The sequence below is a fragment of the Actinokineospora xionganensis genome (genome assembly GCF_014323725.1).
GTDB classification, from domain to species: Bacteria; Actinomycetota; Actinomycetes; order Mycobacteriales; family Pseudonocardiaceae; genus Actinokineospora; species Actinokineospora xionganensis.
Genome location: NZ_JABVED010000009.1, coordinates 161646 through 182552, shown reverse-complemented (window position 1 = coordinate 182552; position 20907 = coordinate 161646). Strand labels below are relative to the sequence as shown.

21 protein-coding genes and 1 pseudogene are annotated in these 20907 nt (G+C 69.4%); 11 read left to right on the top strand and 11 right to left on the bottom strand.

The genetic code is table 11. The annotated features are described in order from the left end of the window. Window positions 1-4: 4 nt before the first annotated feature. Window positions 5-322: a hypothetical protein gene (locus GPZ80_RS17520; protein ID WP_187221445.1), complete on the top strand. Its 318-nt coding sequence runs from the start codon at window positions 5-7 to the stop codon at window positions 320-322. Window positions 323-364: 42 nt separating this feature from the next. Here the strand turns inward: GPZ80_RS17520 and GPZ80_RS17515 are convergent, their stop codons facing one another. From GPZ80_RS17515 to mce, 3 genes are all read right to left on the bottom strand, one after another. Beyond that, a complete protein-coding gene (locus GPZ80_RS17515) occupies window positions 365-529 on the bottom strand; it encodes a DUF397 domain-containing protein (RefSeq protein ID WP_312880401.1) in 165 nt (54 codons plus the stop codon). Between the two features lie 7 nt (window positions 530-536). Further along, on the bottom strand, window positions 537-1391 hold the full coding sequence (locus GPZ80_RS17510; protein ID WP_187221443.1) for a helix-turn-helix domain-containing protein: 855 nt from the start codon (window positions 1389-1391) through the stop codon (window positions 537-539). A gap of 114 nt (window positions 1392-1505) precedes the next feature. Then, window positions 1506-1952 (bottom strand): methylmalonyl-CoA epimerase, encoded by a 447-nt coding sequence (gene mce / locus GPZ80_RS17505; RefSeq protein WP_187221442.1) that lies wholly within the window; start codon window positions 1950-1952, stop codon window positions 1506-1508. Between the two features lie 131 nt (window positions 1953-2083). Between mce and GPZ80_RS17500 the strand changes: the two genes are divergently transcribed. The 5 genes from GPZ80_RS17500 to GPZ80_RS17480 all read left to right on the top strand — a co-directional run bounded on the left by GPZ80_RS17500 (window position 2084) and on the right by GPZ80_RS17480 (window position 6648). Next, complete coding sequence (locus GPZ80_RS17500; protein ID WP_187221441.1) at window positions 2084-3271, top strand: acetyl-CoA C-acetyltransferase; 1188 nt, start codon at window positions 2084-2086, stop codon at window positions 3269-3271. A 2-nt stretch (window positions 3272-3273) separates the two neighbouring features. Continuing rightward, window positions 3274-4242 carry a methylmalonyl Co-A mutase-associated GTPase MeaB gene (meaB, locus tag GPZ80_RS17495; protein ID WP_187221440.1) on the top strand — a complete coding sequence of 323 codons (969 nt, stop codon included), beginning with the start codon at window positions 3274-3276 and terminating at the stop codon, window positions 4240-4242. Between the two features lie 70 nt (window positions 4243-4312). Further along, window positions 4313-5224 carry an ABC transporter ATP-binding protein gene (locus GPZ80_RS17490; protein ID WP_187221439.1) on the top strand — a complete coding sequence of 304 codons (912 nt, stop codon included), beginning with the start codon at window positions 4313-4315 and terminating at the stop codon, window positions 5222-5224. Beyond that, window positions 5221-6270, top strand: coding sequence for an ABC transporter permease (locus GPZ80_RS17485; protein WP_187221438.1), 1050 nt, complete (start codon window positions 5221-5223; stop codon window positions 6268-6270). The genes GPZ80_RS17490 and GPZ80_RS17485 overlap by 4 nt, the downstream gene beginning before the upstream one ends. A gap of 54 nt (window positions 6271-6324) precedes the next feature. After that, window positions 6325-6648 carry a DUF3817 domain-containing protein gene (locus tag GPZ80_RS17480; protein ID WP_187221437.1) on the top strand — a complete coding sequence of 108 codons (324 nt, stop codon included), beginning with the start codon at window positions 6325-6327 and terminating at the stop codon, window positions 6646-6648. Here GPZ80_RS17480 and GPZ80_RS17475 read toward each other — a convergent pair. The 3 genes from GPZ80_RS17475 to GPZ80_RS17465 form a co-directional block, all read right to left on the bottom strand. Next, window positions 6616-8325 (bottom strand): hypothetical protein, encoded by a 1710-nt coding sequence (locus tag GPZ80_RS17475; protein ID WP_187221436.1) that lies wholly within the window; start codon window positions 8323-8325, stop codon window positions 6616-6618. The genes GPZ80_RS17480 and GPZ80_RS17475 overlap by 33 nt on opposite strands. A 74-nt stretch (window positions 8326-8399) precedes the next feature. Beyond that, on the bottom strand, window positions 8400-8903 hold the full coding sequence (locus GPZ80_RS17470; RefSeq protein ID WP_091370617.1) for a MarR family winged helix-turn-helix transcriptional regulator: 504 nt from the start codon (window positions 8901-8903) through the stop codon (window positions 8400-8402). A gap of 36 nt (window positions 8904-8939) precedes the next feature. Beyond that, window positions 8940-9983 carry a DNA polymerase IV gene (locus GPZ80_RS17465; protein WP_187221435.1) on the bottom strand — a complete coding sequence of 348 codons (1044 nt, stop codon included), beginning with the start codon at window positions 9981-9983 and terminating at the stop codon, window positions 8940-8942. A 44-nt stretch (window positions 9984-10027) separates the two neighbouring features. On the opposite strand from GPZ80_RS17465, the gene GPZ80_RS17460 reads away from it, so the two are divergent. From GPZ80_RS17460 to GPZ80_RS17450, 3 genes are read left to right on the top strand one after another with little or no spacing between them, the layout of a single operon-like run. Next, window positions 10028-10336: an MTH1187 family thiamine-binding protein gene (locus GPZ80_RS17460; protein WP_187221434.1), complete on the top strand. Its 309-nt coding sequence runs from the start codon at window positions 10028-10030 to the stop codon at window positions 10334-10336. Window positions 10337-10346: 10 nt separating this feature from the next. Continuing rightward, window positions 10347-11219, top strand: coding sequence for an SCO6745 family protein (locus GPZ80_RS17455; protein ID WP_187221433.1), 873 nt, complete (start codon window positions 10347-10349; stop codon window positions 11217-11219). Window positions 11220-11265: 46 nt separating this feature from the next. Then, a complete protein-coding gene (locus tag GPZ80_RS17450; protein ID WP_187221432.1) occupies window positions 11266-12225 on the top strand; it encodes a tetratricopeptide repeat protein in 960 nt (319 codons plus the stop codon). Between the two features lie 58 nt (window positions 12226-12283). Here the strand turns inward: GPZ80_RS17450 and GPZ80_RS17445 are convergent, their stop codons facing one another. The 5 genes from GPZ80_RS17445 to GPZ80_RS17425 all read right to left on the bottom strand — a co-directional run bounded on the left by GPZ80_RS17445 (window position 12284) and on the right by GPZ80_RS17425 (window position 19490). Beyond that, window positions 12284-13663 carry a Gfo/Idh/MocA family protein gene (locus GPZ80_RS17445; RefSeq protein WP_187221431.1) on the bottom strand — a complete coding sequence of 460 codons (1380 nt, stop codon included), beginning with the start codon at window positions 13661-13663 and terminating at the stop codon, window positions 12284-12286. A 218-nt stretch (window positions 13664-13881) separates the two neighbouring features. Continuing rightward, the gene (locus GPZ80_RS17440; protein WP_312880400.1) at window positions 13882-15345 is read right to left on the bottom strand and encodes a neutral zinc metallopeptidase; all 1464 of its coding nucleotides are present in this window, start codon (window positions 15343-15345) and stop codon (window positions 13882-13884) included. 106 nt (window positions 15346-15451) lie between these two features. Then, a complete protein-coding gene (locus GPZ80_RS17435) occupies window positions 15452-16861 on the bottom strand; it encodes a neutral zinc metallopeptidase (protein WP_312880398.1) in 1410 nt (469 codons plus the stop codon). Between the two features lie 45 nt (window positions 16862-16906). Beyond that, window positions 16907-19057 (bottom strand): 1,4-alpha-glucan branching protein GlgB, encoded by a 2151-nt coding sequence (gene glgB / locus GPZ80_RS17430; protein WP_187221430.1) that lies wholly within the window; start codon window positions 19055-19057, stop codon window positions 16907-16909. Window positions 19058-19061: 4 nt separating this feature from the next. After that, on the bottom strand, window positions 19062-19490 hold the full coding sequence (locus GPZ80_RS17425; protein WP_187221429.1) for a CBS domain-containing protein: 429 nt from the start codon (window positions 19488-19490) through the stop codon (window positions 19062-19064). A gap of 140 nt (window positions 19491-19630) precedes the next feature. Here GPZ80_RS17425 and GPZ80_RS17420 point away from each other — a divergent pair. Next, window positions 19631-20545: pseudogene (locus tag GPZ80_RS17420) on the top strand (RNA-guided endonuclease InsQ/TnpB family protein); the annotation flags it as partial. A 73-nt stretch (window positions 20546-20618) separates the two neighbouring features. Next, window positions 20619-20897 (top strand): zinc ribbon domain-containing protein, encoded by a 279-nt coding sequence (locus GPZ80_RS34050; RefSeq protein ID WP_376771692.1) that lies wholly within the window; start codon window positions 20619-20621, stop codon window positions 20895-20897. The last annotated feature ends 10 nt before the right edge of the window (window positions 20898-20907 follow it).

The following is a 20907-nucleotide window of genomic DNA, read 5'->3' as shown; positions in this document are numbered from 1 at the left end:
CGACATGCGCAAGATCCTGATCGCCCTGCTGCTGGCCCTCACCGCGTGCTCGTCGCCCCCGGACCCGGGCCCGAGATTCGACGACGAGGGGCAAGGCGAACCTGCCTGCATCAAGCACCAGCCCGCCCCACCCGGCCCGCGCTACACCGACGACGCTCTGCGCCGCACCGACGAGACCTTGGCGCTGCTCAAGTACTACACCGCCAACGGCAAGAAGCAGTTCTGCGACAACGCGCCCGCCACCGAGACCGACCGGGCCTGGGCCCAGCTCTACGTCACGCTCGGCGCGGACAAAGCCAACGTGGCTGCCCTGCTCGGTTAGCGCGTCGCGTCGCCCAGGGGTGCCCGCGCCAACACTCGCGCGTCAGACGCGGGCGAGGAAGACCCTCCAGCGTGAGCGGCTGAAGGCGAGGGTTCGGCCGTGCGGGGCCTTGGAATCCCGCACGGCCACCTGTGGCGCGGGCCAGGCGACCTCGACGCAGTTACCCTGGCCGTCGCCGCCGCTGAAACTGCTCTTGCGCCACTGCACGCGATGATCACCCCGGGCGGTCGTAGTCGCTTGCCAACCTGGCAAGCAGCGACCGCGATTCTTCCTCACTCAGCGCGTCGGTGGCGAGTGACGCGAGCACCCGCTGATACATCTCGACCGGCGGGCCGTCGAGGAACGTGCTCGCGCCAAGCTGCTCCACGTACACGACTGATCGGTATTCGGCCTGCTCGTAGCAGGCGAACGGTCCGACGAAGCCGGTCCGGGGTTCGACGCCCCTGGGCGCGACACGGATTCGGCAGTTCGGCTGCGTGCCCAACAGGAGCAGGTGCAGCATCTGCTCGTGCATCACTCGCGGTCCGCCCACCTGGGTACGCAGCGCGTTCTCGTGCACGAAGAAGTGGAAGTCGGGCGCGTCGTCACGGTCAAGCACGCGCTGCCTGCGCAGGCGGGCATAGACCAGGCTGTCGAACGCCTCCTGCGACACCATGCCGCCCGCACGGAACAGCGCCCTGATGTACCCCTCGGTCTGGGTCAGGCCGGGGATGGCGAGCGGTTCGTAGTTGTGCGCTGTCCGCGCGCTCGATTCCAGCATGACCAGCGTGCGCAGGTCGTCGCCGACGTGCTCGTCGAGGCCCTGCGACCACAGTCCGGAATCCGGTTCCTCGGCCATGTCGATCAACCGGGCGAGCTCGTCGCCGACCACTCCGCAGTAGGCGAGATAGGTGGCGACGTCGAGCTTGCCGCATGCCCGGTCGCCCGTCTCCATCCGAGAGACCTTGCTCGTCGACCAGCCCAGCCGCTCGGCGATCTCGTTGCCGTGGAACCCGACCTTCGACCGCGCCGCCTTCAGCGCCGCCCCGAGTTCGCGTGCGCGGACCGACGCGTCCCGAACCAATGTCATGAACGCAAGCTAGTGCGCGCACCGGCCCACGCATCGCCCTCGCGCCGTGATTCCACCTGAAGGAAGCACGATCGCGGGATCGTTGCCACAGAGGCAATCCGCGCGTGAACGCGGCTAGTGCGTGTCGGCGGCGGGCTCGACGAGTTCCACGAGCACGCCGCCCGCGTCCTTCGGGTGCACGAAGTTCACCCGGCTGTTCGACGTCCCGCGCTTGGGCTTGTCGTAGAGCAGACGCAGGCCCTTCGCGCGCAGGGCGTCGGCGGTGGCCTCGACGTCGACGACGCGGTAGGCCAGCTGCTGCAGGCCGGGGCCGCTGCGGCCGATGAACTTCGCGATCGTCGACCGCTCGTTGAGCGGGGCCAGCAGCTGGATGGCCGGGCCGGTGGTGTCGCCGGGGACCCGGAGCATGGCCTCGCGGACGCCCTGCTCCTCGTTCGTCTCCTCGTGGACCGACTCGAGGCCGAAGTTCTCGCGGTAGAACGCGATAGCCGCGTCGAGGTCGGGAACGGCGATCCCGACGTGGTCGATTGCGACGACGTGAGGCTTCAGGGCATCGGTCATAGACAGAAGATACGCCGTTCCTACCCATCGGTAACTATTTGCTGTGCGGCTACTCACACAGGCACATGGCGAAGCGGTTCTGCGCGAGTAAGGTCCGAGTTAACGCACGTTCGCACGCTGAGGAGACCGCTGTGTCCGGAACCGTCATCGTCGCGGGGGCCCGCACCCCGATCGGTCGCCTGCTCGGCTCGCTGAAGGACTTCAGCGGAGCGCAGCTCGGCGGGGTCGCCATCAAGGCCGCCCTGGAGAAGGCGGGCGTGAAGCCCGAGCAGGTGCAGTACACGATCATGGGCCAGGTGCTCACCGCGGGCGCGGGCCAGATCCCGGCCCGTCAGGCCGCCGTCGCCGCGGGCATCCCGATGAACGTCCCCGCGCTGACCATCAACAAGGTCTGCCTGTCCGGCCTCGACGCGATCGCGCTGGCCGACCAGCTGATCCGCGCGGGCGAGTTCGACATCATCGTCGCCGGTGGCCAGGAGTCCATGACCCAGGCGCCGCACCTGCTGCCGAAGTCCCGTTCCGGCTTCAAGTACGGCGACGTCACGCTGCAGGACCACATGGCCTACGACGGCCTGTTCTGCGCGTTCGACCAGGTCGCCATGGGTGTCTCCACCGAGAAGGTGAACGCCCGCTACGACCTCACCCGTGAGGAGCAGGACGCGTTCTCCGCGGCCTCGCACCAGAAGGCGGCCAAGGCCATCGCCGACGGCGTGTTCGCCGACGAGATCGCCCCGGTCACCATCCCGCAGCGCAAGGGCGACCCGATCGTCTTCGACACCGACGAAGGTGTGCGCGGCGAGACCACCGTCGAGAGCCTGGGCAAGCTGCGCCCGGCGTTCGCCAGCGACGGCACCATCACCGCGGGCTCGGCCTCGCAGATCTCCGACGGCGCCGCCGCTGTGGTCGTGATGAGCAAGGCCAAGGCCGAGGAGCTGGGCCTGTCCTGGATCGCCGAGATCGGCGCCCACGGCGTCGTGGCGGGCCCGGACGCGAGCCTGCACGAGCAGCCGTCCAACGCCATCAACGCCGCGCTGGCCAAGCAGGGCATCGAGGCCGCAGACCTCGACCTGATCGAGATCAACGAGGCGTTCGCCGCGGTCGGCGTCGTCTCCACCAAGAAGCTGGGCGTCTCCGAGGACATCGTCAACGTCAACGGCGGCGCCATCGCGCTGGGCCACCCGATCGGCGCTTCCGGCGCCCGTCTCGTCGTACACCTGGCCTACGAGCTCAAGCGTCGTGGCGGCGGTGTCGGCGCGGCGGCCCTGTGTGGCGGCGGTGGCCAGGGCGACGCCCTGATCATCTCCGTGCCCAAGGCCTGAGCTTGGCCCGTCAGGTCGAGGTAGCAGATCTTGTCGACCGTGCGCGGCGGCGTGAGCCGCGCGCGGTCGCCAGGCTCATCTCTCTCGTCGAGGACGCCAGCCCGCAGCTGCGTGAGGTGGCCGCGGCGCTGGCGCCCCTCGGCGGGCGGGCCCAGGTCATCGGGCTCACCGGGTCGCCGGGTGTCGGCAAGTCCACGACCACCTCGGCCCTCGTCGCGGCCTACCGCGCGCAGGGCAAGCGGGTGGGTGTGCTCGCGATCGACCCGTCGTCGCCGTTCTCCGGCGGAGCCCTGCTGGGCGACCGCATCCGGATGCAGGAACACGCGACCGACCCGGATGTGTTCATCCGCTCCATGGCCACCCGCGGCCACCTCGGCGGCATGGCGTGGGCGACCCCGCAGGCGCTGCGGGTGCTCGACGCGGCCGGGTTCGACGTCGTCCTCATCGAGACCGTCGGCGTCGGCCAGTCCGAGGTGGAGGTCGTGGCGCTCGCCGACACCACGATCGTCCTGCTCGCCCCCGGCATGGGCGACGGCATCCAGGCGGCGAAAGCGGGCATCCTCGAGATCGCCGACGTCTTCGTCGTCAACAAGGCCGACCGCGACGGCGCCGACACCACCGTCCGCGAGCTGAAGTACATGATCTCGTTGGGGCGCCGGGAGATCCGTGGCGCGAGCTGGCGTCAGCCGATCGTCAAGACCGTCGCCGCCCGCCTGGAGGGCATCACCGACGTGGTCGCGGCGATCGACACCCACCGAACCTGGATGGCCGAGCACGGCGAGCTCGAAGAACGCCGCGCGGTCCGCGCCCGCACCGAGATCGAAGCCATCGCGGTCGAATCGCTGCGCGCGAAACTGGCCGACGTGCACGGCGACGCCCTCGAAGGGCTGGCGAAGCGGGTGATGGCGGGCGAGGTCGACCCCTACTCCGCCGCCGACTCCTTGATCGAGAGCGTCCAGGCGTCCACATAGGCGGGTCCATCCGGCCCAAACAGCGCGCTCCCGACCACACGACTGTGTCTTCGTGACTACGTTTGCGCGTATGACTCTCACCCCGCCCGCGATAGTGGTCGAGGACATCCACAAGGCCTATGGGGAACTCAAAGCCGTCGACGGTGTGTCTTTCACTGTCGCCGAGGGTGAGTTCTTCGGGATCCTAGGTCCGAACGGCGCGGGCAAGACGACCACGCTGGAGATCGTCGAGGGCCTGCGCGTGCCCGACGGCGGGAGCGTGCGCCTGCTCGGTGAGAACCCGTTCCCACGCAACGTCGCGCTGCTTCCGCGTATCGGCGTGCAGCTGCAGGCGTCGGCCTTCTTCGAGAAGCTGACCGCGCGCGAGCAGCTGGAGACCTTCGCCTCGCTTTACGGAATCGACGCGAAGACCGCGGGGGAGATGCTCGACCTCGTCGGCCTGACCGACAAGGCCGACACCCGCGAGGACAAGCTGTCCGGCGGCCAGCGCCAGCGCCTCTCGATCGCCTGCGCGCTCGTCCACGACCCCGACGTCGTCTTCCTTGACGAGCCCACCGCCGCCCTCGACCCGCAGGCGCGGCGGAACCTGTGGGACGTGCTTCGCGCGATCCAGGAGCGCGGCAAGACCATCGTCTACACCACGCACTACCTCGACGAGGCCGAGATCCTCTGCGACCGCGTCGCGATCATGGACCACGGGCGCATCCTCGCCATGGACCCGCCCGCCACGCTCGTGCGCGGCCTGGACGCGCCGACGCACGTGATCCTCGAACGGGGCTCACTGTCCCTTGAGGATGCCAGGGCCATCGCGGGCGCGGACGACGTCCACGCCGACGAGGTCTCGCTCACGATCTCCACCCGCACCCCGGCTCCCGTGCTCTCCACCCTTGCCGAACGCGGCACCCTCGACGGCCTGCAGGTGCGGACCGCCACGCTCGAGGACGTCTTCCTCGACCTGACCGGGCGGGAGTACCGAGCATGAGCGGCGCGTTCACCAGCCTGTCGAAGGCCATGGCCAAAGGGTTCTTCCGGGACAAGGCAACCCTGTTCTTCTCGTTCATCTTCCCCCTGATGTTCCTGGTGATCTTCGGCCTGCTGTTCCGCGACGCGGGCGCGGAGAAGATCAAGATCGGCGCGGTCGGCGACGGCCCGGTCCTCGCCGCGCTCGAACAGACCGGAGCGGTGGAGCTGGAGCGGTTCGACTCGGTCGAGGTGGGCGTGCGGAAGGTGCGCGACGGCGACCTCCCCGGTCTCGTCGAAGCCACTGGAGACACCGTCCGACTGCGCTTCGCCGCGAGCGACCAGTCCCGCGCGGGGATCGTCCGCGGTCTCGTGGCCGGTGTCACACAGGAACTCAACGTGCGGGCGAGCGGTCAGCCGCCGCGCTTCGCGTTCGCGGCGGAACAGGTCGAAGACGCCTCACTCAAGCCGATCCAGTACCTGACACCGGGAATCATGTCGTGGGGCATCGCGGTCACCGCGGTCTTCGGCGCGGCGCTGACGATGGTCAACTGGCGCCGCAAGCAGGTGCTGCGAAGGCTGCGGCTGGCGCCCATCACACCGTCGACCGTGCTCAGCTCGCGGCTGACCGTGACGATCGCCGTCGCGTTCGTCCAAGCGCTGGTGTTCGTCGGTGTGGCCCTGCTTCCCATCTTCGGCTTGCGGCTGTCCGGCACGTGGTGGCTCTCGATTCCCGTGTTCCTGCTGGGAGTCCTGGCCTTCTTCGCCATCGGCATGCTCATCGGCGCGTTCTGCAAGACCGAGGAGGCCGCCACCGGCGCGGCCAACATCGTCGTGCTGCCCATGGCTTTCCTGTCCGGCACGTTCTTCCCGATCGACGCCGCGCCGCCGTGGCTGCAGAGCGTGTCGAAGGCCTTCCCACTGCGGCACATGAACGACGGGATGATGGACTTCCTGGTCCGCGGCCAGGACGCCTCGGCGCTGCTGGTGCCGTGCGCGGTGCTCGTCGGGTTCACCCTCGTCGTCGGGTTCATCGCGAGCAAGGTGTTCACCTGGGAGGACAGCTGACCTCACCGCCCACCCGGCGGGCGCGTGAGCGCGCTCACGCTCCACACTGGAGCCATGTTCGACACCCCCGCAGGCCGTTTGCGCATCGTCGCTCTCGCTGAAGCCGTCTCCTGGGTCGGTCTCCTGATCGGCATGTTCTTCAAGTACGCGACCGACCTCGGCGAGTTCGGGGTCAAGGTCTTCGGCCCGATCCACGGCGCGGTCTTCGTCGCCTACATCGTCGTCGTGGCCTTCACCGCGCGCGAGCAGCGGTGGAACCGGTGGACGACGGTGTGGGCCCTCGTGTCCAGTATCCCGCCGCTGGCCACCATCGTCTTCGAGCGCTGGGCGCTGCGCACCGGCAAGCTAGACCCCGTCCGCGTCCGCCAGCTCGGCTAGCAGCCGCTCGCTGATCCAGGTCGTCTGCGCCTGGTCGATCCAGTAGTCGCTGTGGCCCAAGGCCAGTGGATCGTCGAGTTCGGTGTTGTCCGCTTCGGGGAGTGGACTGGCGATCGGGTCGGTTGGCCGCCAGAAGTTCTTCCAGTCGGGGCTTCGCTCGACCACGGTGGCGAAGAACGCTTCGGTGAAGTGGCAGGGAAAGTACGTCCGGTAGAGCGAGTGCAGCGGTGAGCCGCAGGTGACCAGGCTCACCCTTGGTAGAGGTCCGTCGTGTTTCGCCAGCCACCACGCGCAGACGACCGATCCCTGGCTGTGCCCGACGAGCACGACCCGCTCCGCGTCACCCACCGCGTGGGCGACTCCGGCGAGGGTCGACTTGCGGTAGGAGACACCGCCCAGTGGATGGTGTTCCACCGGCCAGAACCCGACGATGTCGGCGAACCGGCCCATCACCCTGCTCAGCGCGGGCAGGCGGTGGCGCAGGAAGACCGCGAGGACGGTGGCCACGGTCAGCACGTGGATCAACCGCACGGCCACCTCACCCGGTCCGCCGGTCAGCAGCCATTCCCGGGCAGCGACGAGTGGGGCGGAGAACGCGACCGCGAACACGAGCGTCCCGAGCAGGATCAACCCGAGCCTGGCCGTCACGGTGTCCACCAGGGTGCGCGGCGGCTCCTGCCGCTTGACTCGAATCGCGACCACCGCGGCCGCGACCAGGGCGGCGGCGGCCATGACACCGAACACCGCGATGTAGTCCAGCCGTGACGACACCACCGTGCCCTTGTCGTAGTAGGCCATGAGCGCCCGGTCCCAGGCGGTGAGGGTGTCGAGCCTGCCCGAGGCCACCGGGGACGCCCACGCGGAGATCCAGTCGATCCCCATCCGCAGCACCGCGCTGAACGCGTGCGTGGAGACCATGGCGACGGCCAGCAGCGCCGCCGCACCGGCGACGCTCGCTTTGGCGTCGGTGAACAGCCGCAGCACCATCAGCAGCACGACTATCAGCAACGTGGCGACAGTCGTCACCGCGACGATCGCCGCCATCGCGTCCAGGCGCTCCTCAGGCAAGGAGCACTGGACGGCCCCACGTTGCGGACAGATGTCGCGCGATGGCCAGCCGGCGTAGAGCCGCTGTGCGGGCAGGGTCAGCGCGACCCAGGTGCCGAACCCGACCACCGCGAGCACGTTGAGCCACAGCACGACTCGCCGGATGCCCAGTCCGCGCCACTTCGCCCGGACGACCATGGTCGCGGCCAGGGCGCACGGGATGCCGAACGAGATCACTCGGGCGAATGTCCGGGTGTCGTCGGGGGCCGGGACGACCTTGAGCACGGTTTCCGCGAAAACGATCAGCCAGGCCGCGGCGGCGACCGACAACAGCACCCCGACCGCCGTGACCGAGGCTCGCAGCAGTCGCTTCACCCACGCCCCGTCGGCAGGTCCCATGTTGCCCGCGGCGTTGGCCAGGGTGAACGGGAACGCGAGGTACCACAGCAGGCCGCCGGACAGCTTGCGTGAGGACCGCGACCAGTTGACCAGTCTCAGCTCGTGCGCGGGCACGATCGGCGGCGGTACGACGTCGGCGCGGTCGTTGGACGACATGACCGCGGGCCTGCCCAGCGCGCTGTAGTAGTCGTGGTCACCGATGCCGTGCACGCGAATCTCGATCGTCGACATATCCGCCTCCGCAGCGAGCCTGTCTAAGGGAGTCGCCGGAGAGTGCGGTGTCTGTTACCTGTGGTGACCTGCGATTAATCCTGGAAGTCGCCCGCGGCCTTGCGGACCTTCGCCAGCAGGTCCGTGAGCTGCGCGGTCTGGCGCTCGGTCAGACCCTTGAGCCCGAAGTCCACGGTGGTGACCGCGGCGGTGGCCTGCGCCTGCCGCTCACGGCCCGCCTCGGTGATCTCAGCCAGCGTGGTGCGGCGGTCGGTGGGGTGCGGGGTGCGCTTGACCAGGCCGTCGGCCTCGAGCCGGTCGACGATGTTGGTGACGCTGGTCGGGTGCAGTTGCAGCCGCTCGCCCATCACCCGCATCGGGAGGCTGCCCTTGCGGGAGAACGTCAGCAGCACCAGGGCCTCGTAGCGGGCGAAGGTCAGCCCGTGCGGCTTGAGCGCTCCGTCCACAGCGGACTGGAGGATCTGCTGGACTCGCATGACGCTGGTGACGGCGGCCATGGTCTTGGCGTCGCCGATCCGCTCCTGCCACAAATCCGCAGCTCGGGCGATGGGATCGAACGGCAGGGAGCGGGGGCTCATGGCCAGAAGTTACCAGCCGGGAACCGCTCGCCGCCCTCAGTAGCCCTCCGGTGGCGGCGTGAACTCGGCCCGCACGCCGAGCAGCCGCACCGGCCTGTCCAGCTCGAACCGCTCCAGGGCGACCAGGGCCGCGGCCTCGATGTCGGCCTGGTCGGTGGTCGGGCCCGCGAGGGTGAGGCTGCGGGTCTGGGTGAAGAACGGGGCGAACCGCGCCTTCACCCCGACCCGGATCACCGGCCTGCCGTCGGCGTTCACCTCGGCCATGAGCCGCCCGGTCAGCTCGACCACCGCCGCGCGCATGTCCTCGACGTCGGTGAGGTTCTCCTGGAACGTCGTCTCGTGGCTGTGCGACCGCGGCACGTATGGCTCGCCCGAGACCTCCGTGGACCCGGCGCCCAGGCCGAGTGTGCGCAGCCACGGGCCGATCGTCGGGCCCATCCGCACGGCCAGCGTGTCCGGGTCGGCGGCAGCCAGGTCCGCGACCGTCGTCAGACCGAGTTCGGTCAGCTTGCGGGCGGTCTTGGCGCCGATGCCCCACAGCGCGTCGGTCGGGCGCTCGCCCATCACCTCGAACCAGTTCTCGGCGGTGAGCAGGAAGACGCCCTGGGGTTTGCCGAAGTCGGTGGCGAGCTTGGCCCGCAGCTTGTTGTCGCCGATGCCCACCGAGCAGTGCAGCCGGGTCCGGTCGAGCACCACGTCGTGGATCTCGCGGGCCAGGGTCACCGGGTCGGCCGTGGTGACCCCGAGGAACGCCTCGTCCCACCCCAGCACCTCGACCACTGCGTCGAACTCGCGCAGCGCGGCCATGACCTCCGCCGAGGCCGCCGTGTACGCCGCTGGATCGCTCGGCAGGAACACCGCCTGTGGGCAGCGCTTGACCGCCAGCTTCAGCGGGATGCCGGACCGGACGCCGAACGCGCGCGCCTCATAGGACGCCGTCGCCACCACCGCCCGCCGCGTGGGATCGCCCTGCCCGCCCACGACCACGGGAAGTCCGCGCAGCTCAGGCCTGCGGAGGACCTCGACCGCGGCGATGAACTGGTCGAGGTCCACGTGCAGGACCCAGCGGTCGGAGACCACCTGGCTAGTGTGCCTGGCAAGTCGCCGAACGACAGGAGTGAACCGTGCTCGTCGCCTTCAGTGTCAGCCCGCTCGGCGGGGAATCCGAGAACGTGGGCGAGGCCGTCGCCGAGGCCGTGCGGGTGGTCCGCGAGTCCGGGCTGCCCAACGAGACCTCGGCCATGTTCACCACCATCGAGGGGGAGTGGGACGAGGTGATGGCCGTGGTCAAGCGCGCCACCGACGTCCTGCTCGCGAAGTACCCGCGGGTCGGGCTCGTGCTCAAGGCCGACATCCGCCCCGGTCACGTCGGGCAGCTCACGGCGAAGGTCGAAAGGGTCGAGCAGTATTTGGCGGACGCTGGGACCTCCTAGGATCGGCGCCATGGACCCGCGCCGACTGTGGCAGTGCTTCGAGCCGTACCACGCCGTCACCTACTTCAGCCCCGAGTCGATCGCCGCGGCCGACGCGCTCGGCTGCAAGGGCCGGTGGATGGGCTACTTCGGAATGCGGGCCGCGCCGCTCGGCGCCGCGCCCGCGTGGCTGGTGACGAGCCTGTTCTACAACTTCCACCCGTCGCTGGTGGAGCGGGCGCTGCCCGACGCGTGGACGGTCGCGTCCCCCGAGGAGTTCCTGCGCACCCGGCTCACAGGCGTGGACGGCGCGCTGCGCCGGATGCTGGGCGCGGCCGTGTCCGGCCCGGAGATCGCCGAGGCGGCCGACCTCGCGCGTACCGCGGCGGGCTGGGCGCCGACGGCGGGCCGCGCGCTCGCCGCCGCCAACGCCGCGCTCGACCTGCCCGAGGAGCCGCACCTGGCGCTGTGGCAGGCCGCGACGACCCTGCGCGAGTCCCGCGGCGACGGCCATGTCGCCGCGCTCATCACCGCGGGCCTCGACCCGTGCGAGACGCTGGTCCTCTTCGCCGCCGACAACGGGATGACCCCGGAGTACATGCGCAAGGCCCGCAACTGGCCCCAGGACGAGTGGACCGCCGCCGAGGACCGCCTGCGCGAACGCGACCTGATCGACGACAGCGGGCTGACCGCCGACGGCCGGGACCTGCGGGAGACCGTCGAGGCGCTCACCGACGAGGCGGCGTCCACGCCGTGGACACAGCTCGGCGAGCAGGGCACGACCCGGCTGGTGGAGCTGCTCGCACCGCTGTCACTGCGGATCACCAGGCAGAACGAGGCGATGCGGGTCAACCCGATGGGGCTAGCGCCGGAGACCGCGTTGGCCGAGATGGCCGGGAGCTAGGGGTGTGGCGCGGACGCCGCCAAGACACCCATGCCAGGATAAGAACGTGACCAGGCCTGATCCACGCCAGACCGCAGCTCTGTCGGCCGCCCTCTCCAGGGCCGTCGACCTTTCCGCACTCAAGGCCAGAGCGGACGCCACCACCAGGGCTCCGCAGGCAGGCGCCCCCGCCGCCGCGGCGGCGGGTGGCGCGTTCACCTCCCAGGTGACCGAGGCGACGTTCCAGAACGACGTCGTCGAACGGTCGATGGAAGTCCCCGTCGTCGTCGCCCTGCACGCCAGTTGGTCGGTGCCGTCGGAGCAGCTCGTCGCCCTGCTCGACCGGCTTGTCGCCGAATCCAACGGCGCCTGGCGCCTGGCGAAGGTCGATGTCGACGCCAGCCCCCGGGTGGCCCAGCTCTTCGGCGCGCAGTCGGTGCCGATGGTCATCGCCATCGCCGCCGGCCAGCCGGTGGAAGCCTTCGCCGAGGTGCCCCCGGAGCCGCGCCTGCGCCAGTGGATCGGCGGCCTCCTGGACGCCCTGCGCGACCGCATGCCCGCCATCCGCGCCGCCGAGGAAGGCGCCCCCGAGGCGTCGGCCCCCGAGCCGGAACCCGAGGATGAGCGTTTCCTCGTCGCCGAACGGGCTTTCGAACAGGGCGACTACGCGGCCGCGGAAGCCGGCTACCAGTCGATCCTCGACGCCGAACCGGCGAACGAGGAGGCCAAGGCGGCACTCGCCCAGGTCAAGTTCCTGGCGCGCACGGAGTCCCACGACCCGTCGGTGATCGTCCGGGCGGACATGTCCCCGGACGACGTGGACGCACAGGTGGCGGCGGCGGACCTGGAACTGGCAGGCCAGCAGGCGGAGCAGGCCTTCGCTCGGCTGATCAACACGGTTCGGCGGACGGCGGGGGACGACCGGGACAAGGCGCGGACGCACTTGGTGTCGCTGTTCGACCTGTTCCCGGCGGACGACCCTCGCGTGATGAAGGCCCGACGGGATCTGGCCAGCGCGCTCTACTAGCCGCTGAAGACATGCGAAAGCGCCGGTCGGGTTCATCCACCCGACCGGCGCTTTTCGTCTACACCGGTGGCATTTCCGACGGTTGCGAATCAAGACCCGCGCGGGGGCGGGACCAGAGCCCTCGGGTGAAGTCCGGGACACCCACCGGCCTGCCGCCTGCCCGCAGCGACACCGCACTCAGCGGGATGGCCGCGCACCACGCCGCCGAGTCGTAGACGTCGATGTCGGGGACCAAGCCCGCCCGCATCTGCTGCACGATTCGCCACTGCAGGACGTAGTCCATCCCGCCGTGGCCGCCGTTGTTGGCCGCGTCGTCGCCGATCTTCTTCCACAGCCAGTGGTCGTGGGTGTCGCGGTACGGGCGGAAGTCCTGCCAGGCGTGGTTGCCGTGCTCTGGTTCGAGGTAGACGCGGGCCGGGTAGTCCTCGACGATGCCGCGGGTGCCCGCCAGGCTGTTGATGCGGCTGTACGGCCGTGGCGAGCTGACATCGTGTTCAGCGCGGATTATCCGGCCGTGTTCGGTGCCGATCAGGCAGGTGATCAGGTCGCCGTTGACGTAGGTCTCGTTCCAGGACGGGTGGGACTTGGGGATGTGGCGTTCGCGGTAGTCGGCGAGGCCGCGTGGGGCGGTCGCTGTCGCGCGCAGGGTGGTCATGCGGTCGCCGCGGTTGATGTCCATGCAGGCCGCGATGGGTGCCAGGCCGTGCATCGGGTAGAGGCTCGCGACGCTGCGCGTGTGCCACTTCCGCCGCCAGGCGTCGGTGTAGTACGTGTCGGAGAACAGCAGCGAGCGCAGGTCGTGCAGGTAGCCGCCGTGTCCGTTGGTGATCTCGCCGAAGCGTCCCTGGTGGGCCATCTTGAGCATCGCCAACTCGTTGCGCCCGTAGCTGCAGTTCTCCATCAGCAACAGGTGCTTGCGGGTGATCTCCGAGGTGTTGACGAGGTCCCACAGCTGCGCGGTCTCGGTGGCGATCGGCAGTTCGACGCCGACGTGCTTGCCCGCGACCAGCGCCGCTTTCCCTTGTGTGTAGTGGAATTCCCAGGGCGTGGCGATGTAGACGAAGTCCACGTCGTCGCGGTCCACCAGGCGCTGGAAGGAAGTGACCTCGGCTGGGCGCGGCTTGCCCAACGCCACGAGCCGGTCGGCGGCGCGGGTGGCGCGGTCCGCGCGCACGTCGCACACCGCTGTCACGACACAGCCGGGCACGGCCGCCCAGCCGCTGAGCATCCCCATGCCGCGGTTGCCGAGCCCGATCACGCCGACCCGCACCGTGCGGTGCGGCTCGAAGGGCGTGCCGATCATCGTGGTCTGACCGCGCTCGCGGGCCGGTTCCGCCGCGCCCTGCGCCTGCGCGGCGCCGCCCAGCGCGGTGAGCGCGCCGCCCGCGGCCAGGCCGCCAAGGAGCGATCGTCGGGAGACAGGGGGCATTTCGGGCATGGGGGCACCACTCCTCAGTCACGTGTTTCGCGCTCGGCTCGCGGCGGTAGGGACGGCCCCGACTTTGTCGACCTTGGGGCGGTGCTGTCAAGAGATGACTGAAAACTCGGAATAATGGACATCTTCATACAAGATGTGGTCAGATTCTGCTCGCGGCACCGAAACGCGAAACGGCCTGCCGGTGCGGATCACCGGCAGGCCGTTCGCGAAGCGTCGGGTCAGCTGAACTGGTTGGCGCAGCCCTTGTCGCCGTCGAAGTAGCCGACGCGGAAGGCTTCCACCCGGGCGAAGCCGGAGGGGACGTGCTTGCCCTTGGCGTCGGCGGCGATGAGGCTCTTCTCCAGCAGCAGTTCGGCCACCGCCTCGTCGAGGTCGCCCACCGCGATGTGGAGTTTCTCGTCGCCGTCGTTGGGTGTCTTGTCGACGGTGAAGGCCGCCCACGCCCCGGTCAGGCAGGCGGTGCGCAGGCCCGCCTTGTCGCCCTCGAGCGACGCGCCCACCGACTTCTGGATCGCCAGCGAGTACCGGGAGGCGATCTCAGCGAACGCCGCGAAGTCGCCGATGCCGGTGTCGAGGCCGGGTTCGCCGCGCTTGGGCGGCGTCGCGATCTTCTTCAGCGCGGCGAGATCGATGGCGACGATGTTCTCGTCCGGGCAGTAGGTCGCGGGCGGGGTGGACGAGCCGTCGGCGCACGTGGCGCCGTTGTCCTTGATCTTCGGCATCGCGGCGCCGGTGCGCTTGAACGCCTCGGCGAGGCTCTCCTCGAGCTTGGTCATGATCCGCTTGTCGCTGATCTCGACCTGGCCGCCTGCTTGCTTGTCCTGCGGGTCGCGTTCCTTCTCGGCGATGCGGCTGTTGATCTCGTCCTGGTTCATCTTCGCGCAGCGGCGCGGGCCCTCGGTGAAGCCCGCCTGGAACGCGAAGACGCGGTCGAAGGCCAGACCGTGGGCGCCCTGCTTGTTCGCCGACTCGCCCGCCGGGTCGCGGATGAAGAACATCGTGGCGAGGACCTGGTTGAGGCCGTCGCCCACGTTGATGTCGAAGTGCTTGGCCTTGCCCTCGGCGACGTGCCGGAAGAACGAACCGGTGTAGCAGTCGGCCTGCTGTTCCTTGATGATCGTCGGCGTGCTTCGGTTGACGTTGCTCTTCGCGCCCAGGCGGAACTGCACGGCGTGGCCCATCTCGTGGGCGAGCACCGTCACCACCGACATCGGCCCGAACTGCTTGTCCAGCATCGGCAGCAGCACACCGCGGTCCCACGCCACGCTGTCGTCGAGGCTGCAGTAGAAGGCGTTGACCAGCTTCGCCGTCGAGGTGTTGCAGACCTTCACGGGCTTGCCGTTGGAGTCGTAGGACACCAGTCGGTGCAGCGGCTCGAACTTCTGACCCTCGAACTCGGCGGGCATCTTCTCGGCCCAGTAGTCGTAGATGTCGCTCACGGCGTTCATCGCCAGGCGGTCCATCTCGCCGTTGTCGGCGTTCTCCACCGGGAACTTCGCGTCCTCGACGCCCTGCTTCGGTCCGCTGGGGCGGCTGTTGTCGATCGGGATGCCCGCCGCGGTGCCCGCGTCGATCTCACCGACGGCGCGTGCCTTGCCGGTGATCGGCTTGCCCGCGCAGCCGCCGACCTGAGCTGCCATGATCACCGCGGCGGTGAGCGCCAACGCGACTCTGATACGCACCCGTCATTCCCCACACTTCAACTCGCGCCGGCCCCGGGGACCTGGCAGTCCATCCTGGCTGCACCCTACTGCCGAGTCCGAACCACCGTGCGGTGATCCGCCCTTTTCAGCTCAGGCCGCACTTCTCGCCGCCTCCGGTGAAGCCTTCGCGGAAGGCGATCACCCGGTCGAAGCCCGCGTCGATCGCGTCGCCCTTGGCGTCGCGGGCGGCGTAGTCGTAGTCGAGGAGTACCTGGATGGCCTCGTCGAGATCGCCGGGGGACAGGAAGCGCTGCTCCGCGCTGAACAGGGACCCGGTGAACGACCCGGCCAGGCACACCGCCGAGCGCTGGGCGTCGGGCCCCTCCACGGGCTTGCCCGCCGCGGCGAGCGCGGCCAGCCCGTAGCGGCTCGCGAGCAGCGCGCCGGTCGCGTAGTCGCCGATCTCGATGTGGATCTCCGGCAGCTCCTTCTTGCCGTCCATCTCCAGGGCCCCGCCGTCCCCGCAGAACGCGACGGGCCCCTGCTCGCCGCCCCCGCACTCGGGCGCGTCGTCGACCGTCGTGATCTTCGGCTCGACCCAGGTCTTGCCCGACTTGGTCATCAGGGTGGAGAAGTACGTGTTGAGCCCGGGCGAGATCGACTGCACGATCTGGTCGAACCGCAGGTTCCCGCCGCGCGCCTGGTCACCGGCGTCGATGAACCCGCTCAGGGTGAACGTGCGGTTGTCGACCGTCATCTTGGCGCACAGGTCGACGCCCTTCTCGTAGCCGTCCTGGAACGCCGACACCCGGTCGAAGGCGTCGCCGTGCGCGCCGCGGTCGGTCTGCTCGGTGCCGATCGGGTCGCGGAAGCTGATGAGCGACTCCAGCGCCGAGTCCAGCCGCTCCTTGGCGATGTTCAGGTGCTTGGCCTTGCCGTCGGCGACCCAGCGGACGAACGAACCGGCGTAGCAGTCGGCCATCGCCTCGATCAGGATCGTCGGGAACTTGCTCGGGTTCGCCTTGCGCGCGTCGAGGCCGACGCCCGTGCGGTTCTGCACCGCGTGGCCCATCTCGTGGGCGAGCACCAGCATCACCGCCGCCTCGCCGAACCGGTCGCGCAGCACCGGCAGCAGCGCGGCCCGGTCCCAGGCGATGACGTCGGCTGTCGGGCAGTAGAAGGCGTTGCCCTCCACCTCGTCGGCCTTGTCCGCGCACGGTGGCGCGTCGCTGTCGGCGTCGGCGGTGTCGACGGAGAAATAGCCGCCCTTGAGGTCGTTGAACTCCTCGCCGAACGTCTTCGGGAACTGCTCGGTCCAGTAGGTCCGCACATCGGTGATCACCGTCGCGGCGAGCCGGTCGATCTCACCGTTGTCGGTGTTCTCCACGAAGGACGGATCGACCCCGCCCGGCTGGTTCGGGTCCTCTCGGGAGACCACGGAACCCTGGCTGGTGGCCTTTCCCGGGATCGCGCTCGTGCACGCCGTGACCGTCGCGGCCAGAGCCAATGCCAACAGCACCGGAACGGGTCGACCAACAGCGATGGGCAGGCGCACCAGCCCAGTGTGCCTGAGCCGCGCACCAGGCGAACGATGAACCGGCTACTCGGGTGTGAACCAGACGACGCCCTGCGGCGGGAGCTGCAGGACCGCCGACGCCGGACGGCCGTGCCAGGGTGTCGCCGTGGCCTCGACGCCGCCGTGGTTGCCGACGCCGGAGCCGCCGTATCCGGTGGCGTCGGTGTTGAGCACTTCGCGCCACCGGCCCGCGCGCGGCATGCCGACGCGGTAGTCGTGGTGGGGTGCGCCGGAGAAGTTCGCGACGCACACCAGCTCGTGTTCACCGCAGCGGCGGGCGAAGCTGAGCACGTTGCCCGCCGAGTCGTTGGCATCGATCCACGAGAAGCCTTCGGGCCGGGTGTCGTCGGCGTAGAGCGCGGGCTGGTCGCGGTAGACGGCGTTCATGTCGGACACCAGGGCCTGCACGCCGCCGTGCAGCCGCTCGCCGGTCAGCTCCCAGTCCAGGGAGCGGTTTTCCGACCACTCGCGGACCTGGCCGAACTCGCAGCCCATGAACAGCAGCTGCTTGCCCGGGTGCGCCCACATGTAGGCCAGCAGCGCGCGCAGGCCCGCGGCCTTGTTCCAGTCGTCGCCGGGCATCCGGGTCCACAGTGAACCCTTGCCGTGCACGACCTCGTCGTGCGACAGCGGCAGGACGAAGTTCTCGCTCCACGCGTACATCAGCGAGAACGTCATCTCGTTGTGGTGGAACGCGCGGTGCACCGGGTCGTGCCCGATGTAGCGCAGCGTGTCGTTCATCCACCCCATGTTCCACTTGAACCCGAACCCGAGCCCGCCCAGGTGCGTCGGCCTGGTCACGCCCGGCCACGCGGTGGACTCCTCGGCGATCATCAAGGTGCCGGGGTGGTGCTTGTAGACGGTCGCGTTGAGCTCCTGCAGGAACTTCACCGCGTCGAGGTTCTCCCGGCCGCCGTGGATGTTGGGCAGCCACTCACCGTCCTTGCGCGAGTAGTCGAGGTAGAGCATCGAGGCCACCGCGTCGACCCGCAGGCCGTCGATGTGGAACTCCTCGATCCAGTACAGCGCGTTGGCCACGAGGAAATTGCGGACCTCGGGGCGGCCGAAGTCGAACACCAGCGTGCCCCAGTCGGGCTGCTCGCCGCGGCGTGGGTCGCTGTGTTCGTAGAGGGGACCGCCGTCGAACCGGGCGAGCGCCCAGATGTCGCGCGGGAAGTGCGCGGGCACCCAGTCGACCAGCACGCCGATGCCGCGCTTGTGCAGTTCGTCGACGAAGTGGCGGAACTCGTCGGGGGTGCCGAACCTGGCGGTCGGCGCGTAGTACGAGGTGACCTGGTAGCCCCAGGACCCGCCGAACGGGTGCTCGGCCACCGGCAGCAGCTCCACATGGGTGAAGTTGTGCTCGACGAGGTAGTCGCCGAGGTGCACGGCGAGATCGCGGTAGTTCAAGCCCTGACGCCATGAGCCGAGGTGCACCTCGTAGACGCTCATCGGCGCCGCGCTCCAGTCGGTGGCGTCCCGGGTCGCCAGCCAGTCCGCGTCGGTCCACTCATAGTCCGATGTGGACACCACGGACGCGGTCGCGGGCGGGAGCTCCGTGGCGAAGGCCATCGGGTCGGCCTTCTCGTGCCACGCCCCGTCCGCGCCGTGGATGCGGAACTTGTAGCGCGTGCCGGGCTCGACCCCGGGAATGAACAGCTCCCACACGCCGGAGGAGCCCAGCGAGCGCATCGGCGTCGCCCGGCCGTCCCAGCCGTCGAAGTCGCCACACACCCGCACCCCGCGCGCGGTCGGCGCCCACACCGCGAACGAGGTGCCGGTGACCGTGCCGAGCGGGGTGTCGTAGGAGCGCGGGTGCGCGCCGAGGATCTCCCACAGCCGCTCGTGCCTGCCCTCGCCGAACAGGTGGAGGTCCAGTTCGCCGAGGGTGGGCAGCCAGCGGTACGGGTCGTCCACGACGCGCGTGTCCTCGCCATAGCCGATCTCGAGCCGGTACTCGTCGGGCAGCGCGGGCAGCTCGGACTCGAACAGCCCTTCCGCGATCTCCGCCAGGTCGTGTCTGTCCGGCCCGACCAGGGCGGTCACGGCGGTGGCGTGCGGACGCAGTGTCCGCACCACCGCCCCTCCTGGTCTGCTCGGGTCCGGATGGACGCCTAGCACCGAATGGGGATCGTGGTGCGCGCCTGCGAGAAGGCGCTCGATCTCTGAAGCCAAAAGGTCACCCTTGGGCTATGTAGGACTGGAGCTGGTCGCGGGCGGTCTCCAACTGGCTGATGCGGGTCTTCACGACGTCGCCGATGCTGACGATGCCGACGAGCTTGCCCTCGACCACCACTGGCATGTGGCGGATCCGGCGGTCGGTCATGGTCTCGGCGAGGGCGTCGACGCTCTCCTCCGGACCACAGGTGAACACGTCCATAGTCATGATGTCAGCCACGGTCGCGTTCAGCAGATCGCCGCCGCGCTCATCGAGCCTGCGCACGATGTCGCGCTCGGAGACGATCCCGACGACCGAGTCGGCGTCGACCACCACGAGGGCGCCGACGTTGTGCTCGGCCAGCGCTCTGATCAGCCCGGCCACCGACGTCCCAGGATCGACCGTGGCCACCTTCGCACCTTTGACACGCAACACATCGGAGATCCGCATGCAGGCCACCTCGATCCTGGTCGTCGCATCACGCCTTGTCGATCAGGTTAGCCACGTTCGGGTCCCGCCGAAACCTCACGAGGAGCTCTCTTGAATGCCGAGGTGTCCCCGCTGGAGAGGAATCGCCTCCCGCAGGGGCCATGACCTGGGCGGCCCGAGCAGTGGTCTCACCTTCGTCCCAGGGTTTGTCGGTGGTGATCGGTAGGTTGCTCGGCATGCCCAGGTTCCGTCTTCAGCCGACTCCCGCGCAGGAGCGGGCGCTGCTGGAGCACTGCGCACATGCCCGATACGTGTGGAATCTAGCCGTGGAGCAGCACGCGCATTGGCGACCGGATCGCAGGGCGGCGCCTGGGTACACCGAGCAGTGCCGCCAGTTGACGCAAGCTCGGGCAGCGAACCCGTGGTTGGCGGCCGGGTCGGTGATTGTTCAGCAGCAGGCGTTGAAGGACTTCGACCAGGCCATGGCGAACTTCTTCGGCCGAACCCACCGGCGGCCCACTTGGCGAAAGCGCGGACGGAGCGAGGGCTTCCGGATCGTGGCGGTCACGGCAGGCGATGTGCGCCGTGTTTCGCGCAAGGTCGGTGAGGTGCGGATCCCGAAGGTCGGTTGGGTACGGTTCCGCTGGTCGCGCGCGATCCCCTACGGGGTGAAGTCCTACCGCGTCACCCGGGACCGGGCGGGTCGTTGGCACGTGGCGTTTACCGCGGTGCCTGAACCCATCGCCGGACCGGGCACGGGTGCGGTGGTGGGTGTGGATCGCGGTGTCGTGATTTCGGCCGCGTTGTCCACCGGGGAACTGCTGTCTGTACCGGCGTTGCGCGGTGCCGAAATGGCTCGGCTCTTACGGCTGAAACGCAAGCTTGCCCGGGCCCAACGCGGTTCCAGCCGGCGCGGCAAGGTCAAGACTGCGATAGCGAAGCTCATGGCCCGCGAGGCCGACCGGCGCAAGGACTGGGTGGAGAAGACCAGCACCCGTCTGGCCCGGGAGTTCGATGTGATCGCGGTGGAGGACCTCAAGATCGCCAACATGACCCGATCGGCGAAGGTCACGGTCGAGGCACCCGGTCGGGGTGTGCGGCAGAAGACGGGCCTGAACCGGGGCACTGGTCAATGGGTGGGGCCTGCTCGTGACTCGGCTGGGGCAGAAGGCTCCGGAGCGGGTGGTGAAGGTCGATTCGCGTTTCACCAGTCAGCGTTGTTCGGCGTGCGGGGTCGTGGATCGGGAGGCGCGCGAGAGCCAAGCCGTCTTCCGGTGCCGGTCCTGTGGTTTCGCCTGCAACGCCGATGTGAACGCGGCGCTGAATATTCGAATCGCGGCAGGGCATGCCGTGACCGCACGGGGAGGCCCGCCGTTGGGTGAGCCCACGAACCGTGAACCTCAAAGCGACTATCTCCTCGTGCGGTAGTCGCTCTTGG